The 16,346-nt window shown below is 50.9% G+C and carries 16 protein-coding genes and 3 tRNA genes; 15 read left to right on the top strand and 4 right to left on the bottom strand.

Translation table 11 applies throughout. The features are described 5' to 3' along the window. Window positions 1-138: 138 nt before the first annotated feature. Entirely contained in the window at window positions 139-1,032 is an 894-nt protein-coding gene (locus tag EKL30_RS11140) for a LysR substrate-binding domain-containing protein (RefSeq protein ID WP_126707292.1), read from the bottom strand. 200 nt (window positions 1,033-1,232) lie between these two features. Between EKL30_RS11140 and EKL30_RS11145 the strand changes: the two genes are divergently transcribed. After that, window positions 1,233-1,997: a class II aldolase/adducin family protein gene (locus tag EKL30_RS11145; RefSeq protein ID WP_126707293.1), complete on the top strand. Its 765-nt coding sequence runs from the start codon at window positions 1,233-1,235 to the stop codon at window positions 1,995-1,997. A gap of 72 nt (window positions 1,998-2,069) precedes the next feature. Then, window positions 2,070-3,053 (top strand): tripartite tricarboxylate transporter substrate binding protein, encoded by a 984-nt coding sequence (locus EKL30_RS11150; RefSeq protein ID WP_126707294.1) that lies wholly within the window; start codon window positions 2,070-2,072, stop codon window positions 3,051-3,053. 79 nt (window positions 3,054-3,132) lie between these two features. Here EKL30_RS11150 and EKL30_RS11155 read toward each other — a convergent pair whose 3' ends face one another. Then, entirely contained in the window at window positions 3,133-3,489 is a 357-nt protein-coding gene (locus EKL30_RS11155; RefSeq protein WP_126707295.1) for a winged helix-turn-helix domain-containing protein, read from the bottom strand. Between the two features lie 57 nt (window positions 3,490-3,546). On the opposite strand from EKL30_RS11155, the gene EKL30_RS11160 reads away from it, so the two are divergent. Continuing rightward, window positions 3,547-4,125, top strand: coding sequence for a hypothetical protein (locus EKL30_RS11160; protein WP_233583020.1), 579 nt, complete (start codon window positions 3,547-3,549; stop codon window positions 4,123-4,125). A gap of 50 nt (window positions 4,126-4,175) precedes the next feature. On the opposite strand, the gene EKL30_RS11165 is transcribed toward EKL30_RS11160, so the two are convergent. Beyond that, on the bottom strand, window positions 4,176-4,562 hold the full coding sequence (locus EKL30_RS11165) for a hypothetical protein (RefSeq protein ID WP_126707296.1): 387 nt from the start codon (window positions 4,560-4,562) through the stop codon (window positions 4,176-4,178). A 528-nt stretch (window positions 4,563-5,090) separates the two neighbouring features. On the opposite strand from EKL30_RS11165, the gene EKL30_RS11170 reads away from it, so the two are divergent. The 3 genes from EKL30_RS11170 to EKL30_RS11180 are packed head-to-tail and all read left to right on the top strand — an operon-like array spanning window position 5,091 to window position 7,268. Continuing rightward, window positions 5,091-5,510, top strand: a complete 420-nt coding sequence (locus EKL30_RS11170; protein ID WP_126707297.1) for a secondary thiamine-phosphate synthase enzyme YjbQ — start codon at window positions 5,091-5,093, stop codon at window positions 5,508-5,510. A 35-nt stretch (window positions 5,511-5,545) separates the two neighbouring features. After that, window positions 5,546-6,598, top strand: coding sequence for a metallophosphoesterase (locus EKL30_RS11175; protein WP_126707298.1), 1,053 nt, complete (start codon window positions 5,546-5,548; stop codon window positions 6,596-6,598). Window positions 6,599-6,611: 13 nt separating this feature from the next. Then, window positions 6,612-7,268 carry an FMN-binding negative transcriptional regulator gene (locus EKL30_RS11180; protein ID WP_126707299.1) on the top strand — a complete coding sequence of 219 codons (657 nt, stop codon included), beginning with the start codon at window positions 6,612-6,614 and terminating at the stop codon, window positions 7,266-7,268. Between the two features lie 589 nt (window positions 7,269-7,857). Here EKL30_RS11180 and EKL30_RS11185 read toward each other — a convergent pair. After that, entirely contained in the window at window positions 7,858-9,027 is a 1,170-nt protein-coding gene (locus EKL30_RS11185) for a methionine aminotransferase (RefSeq protein ID WP_126707300.1), read from the bottom strand. A gap of 309 nt (window positions 9,028-9,336) precedes the next feature. On the opposite strand from EKL30_RS11185, the gene EKL30_RS11190 reads away from it, so the two are divergent. From EKL30_RS11190 to EKL30_RS11230, 9 genes are all read left to right on the top strand, one after another. After that, on the top strand, window positions 9,337-9,543 hold the full coding sequence (locus EKL30_RS11190) for a cold-shock protein (RefSeq protein WP_126707301.1): 207 nt from the start codon (window positions 9,337-9,339) through the stop codon (window positions 9,541-9,543). Window positions 9,544-11,177: 1,634 nt separating this feature from the next. Beyond that, window positions 11,178-13,094 (top strand): tRNA uridine-5-carboxymethylaminomethyl(34) synthesis enzyme MnmG, encoded by a 1,917-nt coding sequence (mnmG, locus tag EKL30_RS11195; RefSeq protein WP_126707302.1) that lies wholly within the window; start codon window positions 11,178-11,180, stop codon window positions 13,092-13,094. After that, entirely contained in the window at window positions 13,094-13,768 is a 675-nt protein-coding gene (gene rsmG, locus EKL30_RS11200; RefSeq protein WP_126707303.1) for a 16S rRNA (guanine(527)-N(7))-methyltransferase RsmG, read from the top strand. The genes mnmG and rsmG overlap by 1 nt, the downstream gene beginning before the upstream one ends. Next, the gene (locus tag EKL30_RS11205) at window positions 13,765-14,589 is read left to right on the top strand and encodes a ParA family protein (RefSeq protein WP_126707304.1); all 825 of its coding nucleotides are present in this window, start codon (window positions 13,765-13,767) and stop codon (window positions 14,587-14,589) included. The genes rsmG and EKL30_RS11205 overlap by 4 nt, the downstream gene beginning before the upstream one ends. Before the next feature lie 24 nt (window positions 14,590-14,613). After that, window positions 14,614-15,537 (top strand): ParB/RepB/Spo0J family partition protein, encoded by a 924-nt coding sequence (locus tag EKL30_RS11210; RefSeq protein WP_126707305.1) that lies wholly within the window; start codon window positions 14,614-14,616, stop codon window positions 15,535-15,537. A 107-nt stretch (window positions 15,538-15,644) separates the two neighbouring features. Then, window positions 15,645-15,731 (top strand) — tRNA-Tyr (locus tag EKL30_RS11215). 196 nt (window positions 15,732-15,927) lie between these two features. Beyond that, window positions 15,928-16,001 (top strand) — tRNA-Gly (locus EKL30_RS11220). 51 nt (window positions 16,002-16,052) lie between these two features. Continuing rightward, window positions 16,053-16,127 (top strand) — tRNA-Thr (locus EKL30_RS11225). Between the two features lie 43 nt (window positions 16,128-16,170). After that, the coding region (locus tag EKL30_RS11230; RefSeq protein WP_233583034.1) for a GTP-binding protein at window positions 16,171-16,346 on the top strand (176 nt) is incomplete at its 3' end.

The following is a 16,346-nucleotide window of genomic DNA, read 5'->3' on the forward strand; positions in this document are numbered from 1 at the left end:
TCCAGCACTCCGAAAGTGCTCCGATAAAAATATAACCTATTGATGAGCAACTGGCTTGTAGTTTCTGTATTGGAAAATAAACCGACATGGGAGCAGCGACAGCTGGTCTCGTGGTCAATTTCGAGCCGCTCAACGATCCTAACTCACTTCTTCCAGCAACCAGTCTCTGAACAGGCACAATGACGGATTAGCCCCATTGTCCGGAGCATAAACCAGGTAATAACTTTTATTACGGACAGCAAAGTCGGGGATGTCGGGGACGACCAAAGAACCCTGCTGACATTCTTCGCGCACAAAAACATCAGAAACCAACCCCACGCCCATCCCGCTGATGACGGCCTGGATTAAATGGGCTGTGTATTCAAATTGTGCGCCGAGTACGACAGTGCGAGGATCGATACGGCTGGCAAGCAAACATTCCTTCCAACCAGGGGAATGCGAAGTAACGTGTAATAGCTGGTGCTGCATCAAGTCGGCCGCTTTATGGATGGGCTTTTGCTTCAATAACGACGGACTTGCGATAACAACGGCTCGTGCATCAACCAAATGATCCTTTGCGAGTGTCGGCCAGTGGCCATCGCCAAGGGTGATGTACGCATCCATGCCAGATAGCGCCAGGTCGAACTCGCCTATACGAGAATGAATATTCACGAGCAAGTCAGGATGTCGGTCGTAGAAGCGGCTTAAGCGCGGCATCAACCACTTGGAGCCGAAAATAGGCAACACGGCCAACTGCAAGGCATTGGCGTTGGCGCCAGACTCGTACGCATGCATGCTGGCATTGCGAATGCGATTCAAGGCAGCGCCTACTTCTTGTGCATAACGTTGACCTTCCGCTGTCAATTTAATCTGACGACCGGTGCGCTCGAACAAGACGACACGCAGCATGGCTTCCAGCGCCTGAATATGACGGCTTACCGCGCTCTGCGTCAAACACAACTCGTTAGCAGCCTTTGTGAAGTTGCCATGGCGTGCCGCCGCTTCGAAAGCGAGAAGCTGCGACATGGAAGGCGTCAATTTTCTAAGAAACATTCATAAAACTCATGATAACGATGATCTATTTACGTTTTGGAATGATATAGGTAGCCGCCTAAAATGCTGGCAAGCATGATTTACATCAAGCATTTGGTTATATCACAGGCACCCAGATATTCATGAGTCGGGTGCATATAGCTTTTGATACTTAACTGCTTATCGAGCGCCATGGCGTGGCGCCGATATCCGGAGGAAATATGCATCTATCCAAACAAAAAGCGGTTTGGCCGCGCGATCAAATCAGCGCAGAGGAATGGCAGGTACGGGTCGATCTTGCCGCCCTGTATCGGCTCGTCGCCTTATTCGGCTGGGATGATCTGATATTCACTCATATCACGGCGAAAGTCCCGGGAACAGAGCACTTCCTTATTAATCCCTACGGGCTGATGTTTGACGAGATCACCGCGTCCAGCTTGGTCAAGATTGATCTGGCCGGCAACAAGGTGATGGAATCCGATTACGACATTAACCCTGCTGGCTTCACGATCCATAGCTGCATACATGCTGCGCGTAAAGACGCCATGTGCGTACTACATACCCATTCGATCAATGGCGTGGCCGTCTCGGCACAAAAAGCCGGACTGCTTCCGCTTTCGCAGTTTGCGTTCATTGTTCTGCAATCGCTCAGCTATCACGAGTACGAAGGATTAGCGCTGGATCCCGACGAGCAGCCGCGCCTGGTCAAAGACTTGGGTGAAAACAATTATCTGATATTGCGTAATCATGGCTTGCTCACCGTTGGACTAACCATGGCTGACGCCTTTCAGGCGATGCACCGTCTTGAAGCGGCTTGTATGGTGCAAGTCAGGGCACAGGCCGGTGGAGAGCTCAACCATATTCCCACAACGATACTGGAACGCGCAAAGGTTGAAACAAGGGCGGATCGCTCGTACAAGGCATCACTGGCGTGGCCTGGTCTGCTGCGTCGGCTCGACCGCCGTAATCCCGGCTACGAACTGTAAAAGCATTCAGCGAATTTTCATAAGGGCGGCATACGCCCTTAAATGCAGTAAGCGAACTAAAAGGAAGAGACAATGAAACTCAAATTAGCACCTCGTGCGGCGATACTGGCGTTCGGTATCGCGGGTATGTTGTTGCCGCTTGCGGGCCAAACCGCAGCGTGGCCAGAGAAAACCATCCGGATGGTCGTGCCCTTTCCTCCTGGCGGCAATACCGACAGCGTCGCGCGCATCGTTAGTTCTGCACTGAGCGAACAATTAGGACAAAACGTTGTTGTCGAAAATCTATCGGGCGCCGGTGGCACGATTGGTACAAACAGCGTTGCCAGGGCTGCGCCCGACGGCTACACCATATTAATGGGCACTGTTGGAACGCAAGCAATCAACATGGCCTTATACAAAAGTTTGTCAGAAGAATCGCTTAAAAACTTTGCACCCGTCACGCTCATAACGTCGATTCCAAACGTACTGGTCGTCAACAAAGACCTGCCCGTAAATACGGTCGCCGAACTTGTGGCTTATGCAAAGAAAAGTCCGCATCCCCTTACCTTCGCTTCGTCGGGTATAGGCACGTCTATACATTTATCCGGCGAAATGTTCAAAACAACGATTCAGCAGCCGTTGACCCATATCCCGTATCGCGGCAGCGCGCCGGCTGTTACCGACCTTGTCGGCGGGCAAGTTAACATGATGTTCGACAATCTGCCTCCATCGCTGCCGTTTATCCAAAATAGCAGGCTCAAGGCACTGGCTGTGACATCGCCCAAACGCAATCCCCTTTTACCGGACGTTCCTACTATGATCGAATCGGGATTTCCTGATTTTGAAATAGGCACATGGAACGGCATCATGGCGCCCGCCGGCACTCCGCCGGAAGTCATCGAAAGCCTGAATAATGCATTGCAAAAAGTCGTGGCTTCAGACGATTTCAAAGCCAAGATTCATAAACTGGGCGGGGAAGTGAAGTCGGATGGACCGCAAAAATTCTCGGCATTTATCAACGCCGAGTATAAAAAGTGGGCGTCGGTCATTTCCGCTGCTGGCGTTGAAAAACAATAACTTTTGACTCGCATCAAAAAACTAGGCCTTGAGGCCTAGTTTTTTTCTGTACACGAAGCTCCAATACCGTTTAAGGCAGTTAGCCTTCCTTTGCCGCCTTGATCAAGCAGGCCGACAGCTTATCGAAATGAAGCAAAGCAGCCTGACTCAGTTCTACCTGTTTTCTTCTAGTATCTTCGGTATCAGCCAACATGATCCAGCCCTTCTTGCGCATGGACTTCAATCTGGAATGCACCGTAGCGGGCGATCCAAACTGATCCATCGCCATCATATCCCTGACCGACAGGCGGCTTGCCTCTTGAGACGCACGCGCCACCAGAGCCAGCATGCGCTCTTCTAAAGGATCTAATGCGGGCAATGCTGGCAGGCCGCGCAATGACTCGGCGAGGCCGAGAAAGCGCATGTAAATGTCTGCGGGCCGCGTTTTTCCTTTCATGACTACAACGCCCAATTTAATTGTTACACTCGGTCGTCCACTCTTTTAGAGAAGCAGATGTCATACCTTCGTCTTCAGTGGAGTATGGTGATTGGTACGGCACTGTTTTTTCTGGCCGCCCTTATCATTAATGAATGGGTTTTCTCATACTCCGAATTCATTCGTGGGATTAACTGGGTCTACCTTCCTGGCGGCGTACGACTGCTATGTACACTGCTTTTCGGCGTCTCAGGCGCGGTCGGCTTGCTGATCGCTTCATTGATAGCGTGCTTCACCTATTTTTTTCCTGACGATTTTATCAGATCAGCCGTCGGTGGCGGAATCTCAGCCCTGGCTCCGTACATCACTTATGTGCTTGCCCTGGAATGCCTGGGTCTGCATAAAAACCTCGACAATCTCACCCCTAGACGCCTGATAACCTGTGCAGTCATCTGCGCATTGCTGATCTCGACGCTTCATCATATATGGTTTGCATTCACGGATCCGGAAGCCAATTTACTCAGCACTTTTGGCGTTATGTTTGTGGGTGATCTGGTCGGTTCCCTGATCATTTTATACCTATTAAAAATCGCACTATCGATCATTTCGCGACTACATAGGAACCGTAAATTGGCAGGCGGCGATCCTTCTGCGTAAGCCCTGACTACATAGAAGTAGAAGGACTCTTGTACAGATATGCACTGTACTTAATGCACTACGTACTCACACTTGCGGCTACGCGACACCCGTGCCGATGTGAAAACATTCAAGGTCTGAAAATCATCATAAAGGCTGACCGCTTCTAGCGTTTTCAGGTGAAGTGCAGCGATTTTTTGGCCGCGCTCGCCCCGAATCAAAGGAGCGAACTGCGCCATATTGGAGATGAAGATGTCAATTTGTTCGCGCTCTTTCGTTGAGTATTTGACCATTTCCAGTGTTCCTAGCCGATGATTATTGCTGCGGATTCTGTCGTACAACCGTTCCCAAGCAGCGTATTGTTCATCTACCTGAGCCAACAATTCATGGCTCCATTGATCATATTCGGCACCGGAACCCGTGGGTAAACGCAAAGCATAAAGCCAGAATAGCTTCATTAGTACATCCATCTCCGGCTCCCTTATAGTAGGTATTGCTATAAATTATATAGCAATATACCTTGAACAAGGCGCCTGTTGCTCCCACTTCTTATCAGCGCAGGCTACAAAAACCAGGACTTTTACCGGTAGGGCCTCCTATTTTCCGCAAAAATCCCTCTATTAAAAAAATATTCGCCTGTGGATAAGCTCTAAGTAAGCCGGTTGTGCACAGGCTGTGTACCAACACAGCATAAGTCGGCCATTTCTCCCAAGTTCTAAAGTTGTACCCTTTCCATCCACGCGCTAAACAGGAGTTGTGCATTTCAAAAAAGTGATGTAATCGCTTGAATCTAATAACAGAATCAGGGTTGTTCCACTTATCCACAGACACCCATTAGTATTAGTCTTTATATATAGAAAAAATAATGAACAACTAATACATCCTCGCAATTCGGCGGCTATACCCAAGAGTAAAAAGAGCTCAAACTGCGGGTATACTGCTTACATGTTGTCCTAAGCCGGCCTCAAAAAAAGCACCGATCAACCATGTGGATGCAGAAAGAAATAACGCTTGCACCGAAAGCGCGAGGCTTTCATCTGATAACCCGAGAAATTCTCCGGCAATTGCCCGAACTGGAAGACATGAGAATCGGCATGATGAACGTGTTCTTGAAACACACCTCTGCATCACTGACGGTCAATGAAAATGCCGATCCCGCTGTAAGGCGGGATTTCGAGCGGTACTTCAATATTCTGGTTCCTCCCAATATTCCAGGAATGGAACATAATGATGAAGGGCCGGACGACCTACCTGCGCATTTAAAAACCGGCATTTTGGGATCCGACCTGAACATTCCCATCAGTGATGGGCGTTTGAACTTAGGCGTATGGCAGGGAATATATTTATGCGAGCACCGTGACCACGGTGGCAGCCGATCTATCGTTGTCACCATGAATGGGGCGTAACGTTTCTTTGAAGGCGCCACGCCACTATTGTTTCCATGCACCTGATACAACGCTTACCCGAGAATCCGCTAGACATCATTGGTGATATCCATGGCGAGTATCCGGCTTTAATAGCCCTACTCGAAGGTCTGGGTTATGACGCTCAGGGTGCACATCCCCGCCACCGAAAATTAGTGTTCGTCGGCGATCTTTGTGATCGTGGGCCGGATAGCCCAGCCGTTATCCGACTGGTGCAGCACCTGGTGCAGCAGGGTAACGCCCAAACCATTTTGGGAAATCACGAGATCAACCTGTTGATCGACGACGCCAAGGATGGCTCAGGCTGGTTTTTTGACGAGCGCTATGAACGCGATCTTAAAAACTATGCGCCATTTCGTCGTACCAGGGCAACTGAACGGCAAACGATCAAGGATTTTCTGCGTAGTCTGCCCATTGCGCTGGAACGTGAAGATATACGCGTAGTGCATGCTGCCTGGACCGCTCCTGCAATAGCAGCAATTCGTACGGTCTCGCTTGGCAGTATCGTCGAGCAATTTCGCATGTGGGACAACATGGCCCAGTCGACCGCTGAAGCTTCCGGTTTGTACAGCAAGTATCTTCATGAAAAACAACAGTGGGCGATCGAGCTCGAAGACGAATACGGTCCGCCGCCTTTTCTCCACGCTATCGCTGAATACGAGGCCACCCAGCAGATGGTGAACCCTCTGAAGGTGCTCACCTCGGGTGTCGAAAGAAAAGCTGTGACGCCCTTCTTTGCCGGTAACAGATGGAGATTCTCAGACCGGATCAGTTGGTGGAATGACTATGATGACGCTATCCCAGTCGTTATCGGCCATTATTGGCGCATGCTGCGTGTCGAGCCAGGCCAAACCATTCCCCGCTATAGCCAATTGTTCAATGAAGTCGAGCCACTTTCGTGGCATGGCAAACATCACAACGTTTTTTGTGTCGACTTTTCCGTTGGTGCCCGATGGCGCGATAGAAAGGCCAGTCGTTCCATCGAACAATCGCGCTTCAAACTTGCTGCCTTGCAATGGCCCGAAAATCAAGTCGTTTTCGATACCGGCGAGGTGTTGGCCACCTTATGATTAGGGCAATAATATGTATACACCAGGCTCATTTGAGCTCACCGATCTGCATATCCAACATCAACTGATCGAAGATTACCCATTCGGGACGCTAACGGTTCATGGTAGTACCGGGCTGGCTGCCACGCACCTACCATTCCTGTTAACCGAGCCGCAGCGCGGCCTCGGAACACTTCAGGCACATGTTGCGCGCAGCAATACCGAATTCGGTTTGCTTGCCGATGCAACGCCTGTACTTGTCATATTTCAGGGGCCGCACGCCTATATCTCGCCTTCCTGGTATCCGTCCAAGAAAAGTCTTGGGGGCAAAGCCGTTCCGACATGGAATTATGTTTCAGTTCATGTACACGGCATGTTGTCGACTACGACGAGCCCGGAATGGCTACTGACCCATCTTGAGCATCAGACCAATCGATTCGAGAAAGGCCGTGCTGACCCTTGGAAAATTTCCGACGCTCCCGCCGACTATATCAATACCATGCTCAACAACATTGTTGGTCTTGAGATATCCATAACCTCCGTTGAAGCCAAGCAAAAGCTGAGTCAAAATCGGCCTATGCTGGACCAGCAAGGAGTCATTCATGGACTTTTGCAGCACTCAGATTCGCCAACTTCTTCTCACTTCAATGAAGACATAGCGCGGCTAATGCGGAGCAACTTAGAACGGTAGGTTTACGGATAGCAGCGTTTAACCGTGTCTCGTAGAGACACGGTTTTTTTTGTCTTCTTTTCGGCACTCCGAGCGCTTGTTTTGCTGTATTTACAAATAGTAACCAAATAATTGGCTGGTTTTTTTGAAATCTGCCTGTGGATAACTACTGGGTGGAGTGCTTGTGCACAGACTGTGGATGAGTTATGCACAACCGACTAAGAGCCATCAGCTGGAAAAGTTATGCCCGTTTCATTCACGGGAAAAACACAAGTTGTGCGCCTGAAAAATACGCTGCAAGTGCTTGAGTTAACGATAGATATCTTACTTGTGCCACTTATCCACAGACACCCATTAGTATTAGTCTTTATAAATAGTAAAGATAATGAACAGCTTAAGACCCCACCGGATCAGCCATCTTTTAGACCCAACCAGATTTGCTGTTCCAGCCTGTATACTTCGGTTCATTGATCTATCGGTCCAAAACAAATTCAGGGATTCGGGCCCCTGGACGATGTTGTCGCCCCTTTAGGCTCAAAGCTTCGCCAGTAGCGACTTTTGGAATGAAAAAAACCCGCCGTAGCGGGTTCGACATGGAAACCTCGAAGAATCAGACCAGGGATAGTCTGTCGATTGCTGCATCAAGGGTATGGTCCTGTTTTGCGAAACAAAAGCGAATTAGTCGATGGTTGGATTCGTTGGCATTTGGATCTTTGTAGAAAGCAGAAACCGGGATCACTCCCACCTTGTGTTCGGTGGTCAGCCATCTTGCAAATTCTGCTTCAGGAAGGTCAGACACCTGGCTGTAGTCTGCCAGTAAAAAGAAAGTGCCTTGGCTGGGCATGGGAATGAAGCGAGTTTTTTCCAAACCTGCGGCGAGTCTGTCTCGTTTGGTCTGATAAAAGGCAGACAGGTCAAGATACGGTTTAGGGTTTTTCATGTATTCAGCCAAAGCCACCTGCATGGGCGAACTTACCGTAAAAACCATGAACTGATGAACTTTGCGTATTTCAGCAGAGATCTCTTTCGGTGCGCAGCAGTAGCCGATTTTCCATCCAGTTGTGTGATAGGTCTTACCGAAAGACGAAATGACGATGGAGTTGGCTGCTAACGACTCTCGTCTAGCCAAGCTCTGATGTGGTTGCTGATCGAATACGATGTGTTCGTACACTTCGTCCGACAAGAGCATGATGCCTGTTTCGGCCACTATTCTTTCGAGCCAATCCAGATCGCTTTCCTGTAGGTTAATACCTGTCGGATTATGCGGAAAGTTGACGATCAACATACGAGTTTTTGTAGTTACCGCATCAAGGACCTGCTGCCAGTCGACCCGATATAAGGCGCTATGCGCATCAGGTGCGCGCATCGATACGACGACCGGGATCCCGCCAGCTAATTCGATCGCTGGGATATACAGATCGTAGAACGGTTCGATTACCAGTACTTCGTCGCCCGGTTTTACAAACGCCAGGATGCTGGCCATCAGCGCTTCGCTGGCTCCGCTAGTAACCGTAATTTCGGTATCAGCATCGTATCGGCGCGAGTACAGCGCTTCTACTTTGTCCGATATCTGCCGACGCAGATCAGGAATTCCCGCCATTTGTGGGTACTGGTTGTGGCCATCGTGCAGTGCCTTGGTGACCAGATCGAGCAGTTCCGTTTCGGGATTGAAGTCTGGGAAACCTTGGCCTAGATTGATGGCTTTATGTTCCGCCGCTAATTGGCTCATCACGGTAAAAATGGTGGTTCCGACGCCTGGCAGCTTGGATGAAAATTTCATATTGTTGGACGATTTAAGGTTAATAATTGGGGCTTATGGGTGCGGATGATGGCTTCAATGCACCGCATGTTAAGTTCGAATGCAGTCTGCAGGAAAAATACCACATTGGGGTAAACAAGTATTTGATAAATGGTTCAGCCCTCGCTATGCTCGTATTCGCTTTGTAGTCTAGCGGCACGGCGGTGCTGCGGTCGGTTATCAATAACTTTAAGTATCAAGCGATTTTGAGCTTAGAACATGGTAGCGTCTCGCGGAACACGCCGTCCTTGACTCATCGCTTTTTCGATCATTTCTAGGACTCTATGTATCATGGCTCAAAAGGGCAAAGTTAAGTGGTTCAACGCCGAGAAAGGCTTTGGTTTTATTACTCCAGACGAAGGTGGGACTGACGTGTTTGCCCATTTCTCCGCCATCGAGGGCCGCGGTTACCGTAGTCTGAATGAAGGTCAGGACGTCGAGTTCGAAGTTACGGATGGCCCCAAAGGCCCTCAAGCAGCAGAGATCCGTCCGCTCTGATTACGTTCGGGCTGACATTAGCAGCTAGAACTCAGTGGAAGCGCCCCGCTCTTAGCGTGGGCGCTTTTTTTATCGATAAGTCATAGGCAAGGGACCATAGGCGTGACGCAACGCATGGCAGGGTGCTGGTCCCTGCGAGGTTATAAAGTTATTCACCGAATTGCCAGCCGTTATGCACAGGGTTATCCACACCCTTACAGTTTCATTGATTTTAACCTCAGCGTATTGAAGGCGTTCAGAGCTGACTGATATTTCTTCAATTGTGACTCCCTTTCTGAACTTCTCAACGCTAATTAGGTGTTGTTCCACGTGGAACAAATTCGTTATCCTGACCATCCGATGGGATAAGGATTGATATCGCGGGAAAGTGAGCGTTCAGATATTGAAGGGATGCCTCCCTGCCTAGGTTTCCAGGACTTGTCGATATAAGCGCTGCTAAAAGGTGATCTTACTTTAGACCGATCATATTAAAAGCCATTCATTGCTTATGAGCAAATATGATCCTTGCGAAGTATTTCCGCGCAACGCTAAGAGCTACTTCACATAGCACTTCATATACATTTTGTAACGAGCGGGAATAAGGGCCCAGTCGGCGCTATGTAGCCATTGCCTGAGTAGGAGCGTGGTTTCTAAGGGCTAGAGGGCAATACGGCAGAGCGATGCCAAGGTTCCGCTATTCCTATTGTTATGGACAACTTTGGTATTACGCCCGTAGCGCCAAAGCGCCGTATTTTCGACGCTCGATCCCTTCGCTTTAACCTACCGCGGGTCGAGACCGTCCATGGCCCTGCCCCTATGCGTATACGTAAGGCGGTGTGGTGTTTGATTTATGGCGTACTACTTGGCGATGGGAATGCGAGCCCTGAATCTGACAATTCTTTCGTTTACATCTGCTTGGGCGTAAATCGATGCTGTGAAAGTAATACCGACAATCGGGTTCACGTGGAATGGTTCTATATAGCGAGTCAGCAGCGCCGGTGCATAAAGGGCCTGTGCCGTAGGTATCCCGTTTTTTGGAACCTAGTGCCGTACCCTTCCTATATAAAAATTTTATATATTCGGTTAAGCTAAATTGGGTTGATTCCGCAAGTACGATTTCATTCAGGTTTTTGGTTTCTAATTGATTGCGCTTTCGTTATGCTGAATGGTGTCACACCAGTCTTCTAGCGACATTAGTGTCGCTTGTCGTGGCGGAAGTGGTCCTAGCCTTATCATTGCTCGGCAACGTCTATGGCTTGATCCCCGTATTTGGAATATGGTCTGTTCGACATCGGACTTGGCGGCTTTTCACGAAGCAATAGCGATGGGGAATTTTTGATGCCGTGGGGTCCATAAGGCCGCATAAGATTACGGGTTGATAGTGCATTGCCTTTCGCGGTACAAAATTCGAACGTTCCGCAGACCGTTTATTTAAAGGTCAATCTTGGATGCGGCTGTTTCACGTGAAACAAGCATCTCGGGCGATATCAGTATGCCGATCAGTTAATACAAGAATGTTTCACGTGGAACAACCAAAGGGTTTGTCGCTATTTCAGCTGGGACGGTGTCAGTTACGTAACTAACCATGTTTCACGTGAAACAGTGTTGGTCGCGCAGTATAATGGATGGTTAAGTATTACTCGCTTGAGCGAACAATGATTTATCCAGACGAATTCGATGTGATTGTGGTTGGCGGTGGGCATGCCGGTACCGAAGCTGCGCTTGCGGCGGCGCGCAGTGGCGCTTCAACCCTTTTACTTACTCACAATATGGAAACGTTGGGGCAAATGTCCTGCAATCCCTCGATAGGCGGGATCGGTAAGGGGCATCTGGTCAAAGAAATTGACGCCCTGGGCGGGATCATGGCCTATGCCACCGATCTGGCCGGTATCCAGTTTCGCATATTGAACAGTTCGAAGGGTCCTGCTGTGCGAGCAACTCGTGCCCAGGCGGACCGCTCGTTGTATCGTCGCGCGATACGGACTGCGCTGCAGAATCAGCCTAATTTAATGATCTTTCAGCAAGCGGTCGATGATCTCATGTTGGAAGCCGATCGAGTCGTTGGCGCCGTCACGCAGATCGGATTGAAGTTCAGGGCGCGCAGCGTGGTTCTGACTGCGGGCACTTTCTTGAACGGATTGATTCACGTGGGCCTGGATCATTATTCAGCTGGACGAGCCGGTGATCCACCGTCGATATCTCTCGGCCAACGGTTAAAGGAACTTAAGCTGCCTCAAGGGCGTTTGAAAACGGGAACGCCTCCGCGCATCGACGCCCGCAGCATAGATTTTTCAAAGACAGAAGTGCAGGCGGGCGACAGCGACCCGGTGCCGGTGTTCTCTTATATGGGCTCGCCCGAGATGCACCCGGAGCAGTTGCCATGCTGGATCACACATACAAACGAGCGAACGCACGATATAGTCCGGTCTGGTCTGGATCGCTCGCCTATGTATAGCAACAGCGGAACGATTGAAGGTATAGGCCCGCGTTATTGCCCTTCTATTGAAGATAAAATTCATCGCTTTGCCGATAAACCGAGCCATCAAATATTTCTGGAGCCTGAAGGCCTGACGACGCAAGAGATTTACCCTAATGGCGTATCAACGAGCTTGCCGTTTGATATCCAGCTGGCATTGGTGCGCACGCTACCTGGTCTGGAAAACGCCATCATAATGCGCCCTGGGTATGCCATCGAGTACGATTACTTTGATCCACGTGAACTCAAGGCCACGCTCGAAACGCGCGCCATCAATGGATTATTTTTTGCCGGGCAAATTAACGGTACAACCGGTTATGAAGAAGCCGCCGCTCAGGGCTTACTAGCCGGATTGAATGCTGCCTTGCAGGCGAAGGGCCAAGAGGGCTGGTGCCCAAAACGAAACCAAGCTTATCTAGGCGTACTGGTCGATGATTTGATAACCAGTGGCGTGACCGAACCTTATCGTATGTTCACATCCAGAGCTGAGTATCGTCTTAGCTTGCGGGAGGATAACGCTGACATGCGCCTGACCGAGGAAGGTCGACGTCTGGGCCTGGTGGACGATGCGCGGTGGGATATGTTCAGTCGGAAACGGGACTTGGTTGGAAGCGAGCTTGAGCGCCTTAGGAGCAACTGGATCAATCCCCGGACACTGGCGCTGCACACTGCCGAGGAACTGCTGGGTAAGCAGGTAGAGCGCGAGTATTCGCTGCTTGACCTGTTAAAACGTCCTCAAGTTTCCTATCAAGCGCTGATGGCGTTACAGAAAGAAGATGGAACTCTTGTGGCCGGCCCCGGCCTTGCCGACAGTGCGGCCGCCGAGCAAGTCGAGATCCAGGTTAAGTATGCGGGCTATGTTGCGAAGCAACAAGAAGAAGTCGACAAGCAGGCGGCGCAGGAATCCCAGCGTATCCCAAGCGATCTCGATTACGACGCCATTACCAGTATGTCGATTGAAGTACGTCAGCGCCTGAAGGTTAGCCGGCCGGAGACGATAGGGCAGGCCAGCAGGATGTCTGGAATCACCCCGGCGGCGATTTCTTTACTGCTGATACACATCAAGCGGCTGCAATACAGCAAGAAAGCCGCGTAATGGCCGAGCAGACAGAATACCGGCAACGCCTTGACGCTGCGGCGCTGGCGCTGAATGTAAACCTGGAACCAGCCCAAGCGGACGCGTTGCTTTCGTATATCGGCCAGCTGCAACGTTGGAATCGAACGTATAACCTGACTGCGCTGCGGGAGCCTGAACAAATGCTGGTGCAGCATCTGTTTGATAGTCTTTCGGTGGTGAAACCAATTGTAACTGAACTGTATAAAACCACAGCAACAAGCCGTCGTATCGTCGATGTCGGATCTGGGGCCGGTTTGCCCGGCGTAGTACTGGCCATCATGCAGCCTGAGTGGGAGGTCTTCTGCGTGGATGCTGTCGAAAAGAAGATGGCGTTTGTGCGCCAGATGGCTAGCGTGTTGCGTTTGCCTAATCTTCACGCGATCCATGCACGGGTGGAAACCCTGCCGCCATTTAATGCCGACATCGTCGTGTCGCGTGCCTTTGCTTCTCTGATAGATTTTGCACGCCTGGCAGGCCTGCATGTTGCAGAGAATGGACATTTGCTGGCCATGAAAGGCCGCGAACCGCAGGATGAAATCGATACTCTAGAACAACAGACGGATTGGCGCCAAAGCCATCTCCAGACATTGCTCGTCCCCGAATTGAATGCCCAGCGTTGCCTCGTCTGGTTGAGTCGCCAAGGAATCTCATGAATAACAATACCTCCATCGCCATCGCCAATGTATTTTGTATTGCGAACCAAAAGGGGGGGGTGGGAAAAACCACCACAGCTATCAACCTGGCTGCTGCATTGGCAGCCAAGCGCAAGCGGGTCCTGCTGATAGACCTCGATCCGCAAGGCAACGCGACCATGGGTAGCGGCATCGACAAAAACAAGGTAGAGCAAAACCTTTACCAAGTGCTCATAGGAGACGCTACGGTCGCTCAGGCGCGGCTACGATCCGAGGCGGGGGGCTATGACGTCCTGCCCGCCAATCGCGAGCTGTCCGGGGCCGAGATCGATCTGATTCAAATGGATGAACGAGAGCAGCAGCTGAAACAGGCCATTGCGCACGTTCTGCCCGACTATGACTTCATTCTTATCGATTGCCCGCCAACCTTGTCGTTGCTCACGTTGAATGGCCTGGCGTCTGCGCATGGGGTGATCATCCCCATGCAGTGCGAGTATTTCGCATTGGAAGGCTTGTCGGATCTGGTCAACACCGTAAAGCGGGTACACAGGAATATCAATCCTGAACTGCAGTTAATAGGCCTGCTCAGGGTAATGTTCGATGCCCGGGTAACCCTGCAGCAACAGGTGTCCGCCCAGATCGAAACCCACTTTGGCGACAAGGTATTCAAGGCTATCGTGCCGCGCAACGTTCGACTTGCCGAGGCGCCCAGCCATGGGCTGCCTGGCATTGTCTACGACAAGAACTCGCGGGGCGCAAAGGCCTATATCGAGTTCGGCAACGAACTCATCAAGCGTGTGAAGAAAGATGCTTTGCGTGAGCAAGCGCGTCCGCGCGGATAAACGAATCAAGGAAAGGAAATCACAATGGCTACGAAAAAACCTAAAGGCCTGGGTCGCGGACTAGACGCCCTGTTAGGCGAAGATGCGCCCGCCATCGACACCTTCGGCAGGCCGGATGTCGACACTCCCCGGCTGCCGTCTGTCCTCAGAATAGACCTCATGCGGGCAGGCAAGTACCAGCCTCGCACGCGGATGGACGAAGGTGCACTCAACGAACTCGCTGAGTCCATCCGGAATCAGGGCATCATGCAACCGATCCTGGTGCGTCCGCTTAATGGTAAAGACGACGGAAAGTACGAGATTATTGCGGGTGAGCGTCGATTCCGTGCCGCGCAATTGGCTGGCCTGGACGAAGTACCCGTCCTGGTGCGAGAGGTCGCCGATGAAAGCGCCGCCGTGATGGCCCTTATCGAGAATATCCAGCGTGAAGATCTGAATCCCCTCGAAGAAGCTCATGGTGTTCGCCGGCTGCTGGACGAATTCGGGCTGACTCATGAGCAGGCTGCCCAGGCAATCGGCCGTTCACGTTCGGCAACCAGCAATCTGATGCGGCTGCTGAACCTGACCGCAGCGGTACAGACCATGTTGCTGGCCGGAGATATCGATATGGGACATGCGCGTGCTTTACTCGCCACCGACGCGGCCACGCAGATATTATTGGCCAACGAAGTCATCGCCAAGCGACTCTCCGTGCGTGAAACCGAAAAACTCGTTGGACGCAGTATCCGCGAGGCCGAAGAACTGTCGACCAAGCCAGCGCGCAAGTCGGTAGGGCAATCTGGAGACGTCAAACGCATGGAAGAGGCCTTGTCTGATCACTTAGGTACACGAGTCACGCTTAAAGTCGGCGCGAAGAATCGGGGGCAACTCTCGATAGACTTTCACGGGTGGGAGCACCTTAATTCCTTGCTCGAACGCCAGGGACTGTCAGGGATTGTCGACAGCTAAACCGGTTTTTTGACGATTTCGCTGATATTTTTGCGAAATACCTCGCTTTTTGCCCCAAGCCGTTTGACACAGCTTTAAAAAGTCTGCATAATTCGGAGTTCGCTTTTGGTGGGATGCCCGAGTGGTTAAAGGGGGCAGACTGTAAATCTGTTGACCTTGCGTCTACGTTGGTTCGAATCCAACTCCCACCACCAAAAGCTTTTTTCCTGCAAATGTTTTTTTATCGATTTTTTCGGTATGTGCAAGGAAAGCCAGTACAGGGTAATTTGAAAGCGCTGCCGCTAGATCGACATTTTTTGATCGCAGCGGCGTTTACAAGAAGGTTGTAAAAGTCTGTGGTTGTTGATCAGTGCTCCGGCCACGGGCAAGTCAGGTGGATTGAATCCCCTCGCGGGTGTAGCTCAATGGTAGAGCAGAAGCCTTCCAAGCTTATGACGAGGGTTCGATTCCCTTCACCCGCTCCAGTTAAGATTTTTTGATTTCTGGCGGAAACGGCAGATAGCAACAAAGTAGCTGCCCATGTGGCTCAGTGGTAGAGCACTCCCTTGGTAAGGGAGAGGTCACGCGTTCGATCCGCGTCATGGGCACCAAACATTTTTATTTATAGCTTTATTCCATAGTCAGGAGTCAGCCATGGCAAAAGGTAAGTTCGAACGTACCAAACCACACGTAAACGTAGGCACGATTGGACACGTTGACCACGGCAAGACTACGCTGACGGCTGCGATCACGACAGTGCTGGCCACCGCCTTCGGCGGCGAAGCCAAAGGCTACGCGCAAATTGACGCGGCCCCTGAAGAAAAAGCACG

This window comes from Candidimonas sp. SYP-B2681 (genome assembly GCF_003971065.1).
GTDB lineage: Bacteria > Pseudomonadota > Gammaproteobacteria > Burkholderiales > Burkholderiaceae_B > Pollutimonas.

Coding starts and splice junctions, on each gene's coding strand:
- EKL30_RS11165 (WP_126707296.1), bottom strand. CDS start 4,562: ATGAAGCTATTCTGGCTTTATGCTTTGCGTTTACCCACGGGTTCCGGT.
- EKL30_RS11180 (WP_126707299.1), top strand. CDS start 6,612: ATGTATACACCAGGCTCATTTGAGCTCACCGATCTGCATATCCAACAT.
- EKL30_RS11205 (WP_126707304.1), top strand. CDS start 13,765: ATGAATAACAATACCTCCATCGCCATCGCCAATGTATTTTGTATTGCG.
- mnmG (WP_126707302.1), top strand. CDS start 11,178: ATGATTTATCCAGACGAATTCGATGTGATTGTGGTTGGCGGTGGGCAT.
- EKL30_RS11210 (WP_126707305.1), top strand. CDS start 14,614: ATGGCTACGAAAAAACCTAAAGGCCTGGGTCGCGGACTAGACGCCCTG.
- rsmG (WP_126707303.1), top strand. CDS start 13,094: ATGGCCGAGCAGACAGAATACCGGCAACGCCTTGACGCTGCGGCGCTG.
- EKL30_RS11175 (WP_126707298.1), top strand. CDS start 5,546: ATGCACCTGATACAACGCTTACCCGAGAATCCGCTAGACATCATTGGT.
- EKL30_RS11185 (WP_126707300.1), bottom strand. CDS start 9,027: ATGAAATTTTCATCCAAGCTGCCAGGCGTCGGAACCACCATTTTTACC.
- EKL30_RS11190 (WP_126707301.1), top strand. CDS start 9,337: ATGGCTCAAAAGGGCAAAGTTAAGTGGTTCAACGCCGAGAAAGGCTTT.
- EKL30_RS11160 (WP_233583020.1), top strand. CDS start 3,547: ATGTCATACCTTCGTCTTCAGTGGAGTATGGTGATTGGTACGGCACTG.
- EKL30_RS11150 (WP_126707294.1), top strand. CDS start 2,070: ATGAAACTCAAATTAGCACCTCGTGCGGCGATACTGGCGTTCGGTATC.
- EKL30_RS11155 (WP_126707295.1), bottom strand. CDS start 3,489: ATGAAAGGAAAAACGCGGCCCGCAGACATTTACATGCGCTTTCTCGGC.
- EKL30_RS11145 (WP_126707293.1), top strand. CDS start 1,233: ATGCATCTATCCAAACAAAAAGCGGTTTGGCCGCGCGATCAAATCAGC.
- EKL30_RS11140 (WP_126707292.1), bottom strand. CDS start 1,032: ATGTTTCTTAGAAAATTGACGCCTTCCATGTCGCAGCTTCTCGCTTTC.
- EKL30_RS11170 (WP_126707297.1), top strand. CDS start 5,091: ATGTGGATGCAGAAAGAAATAACGCTTGCACCGAAAGCGCGAGGCTTT.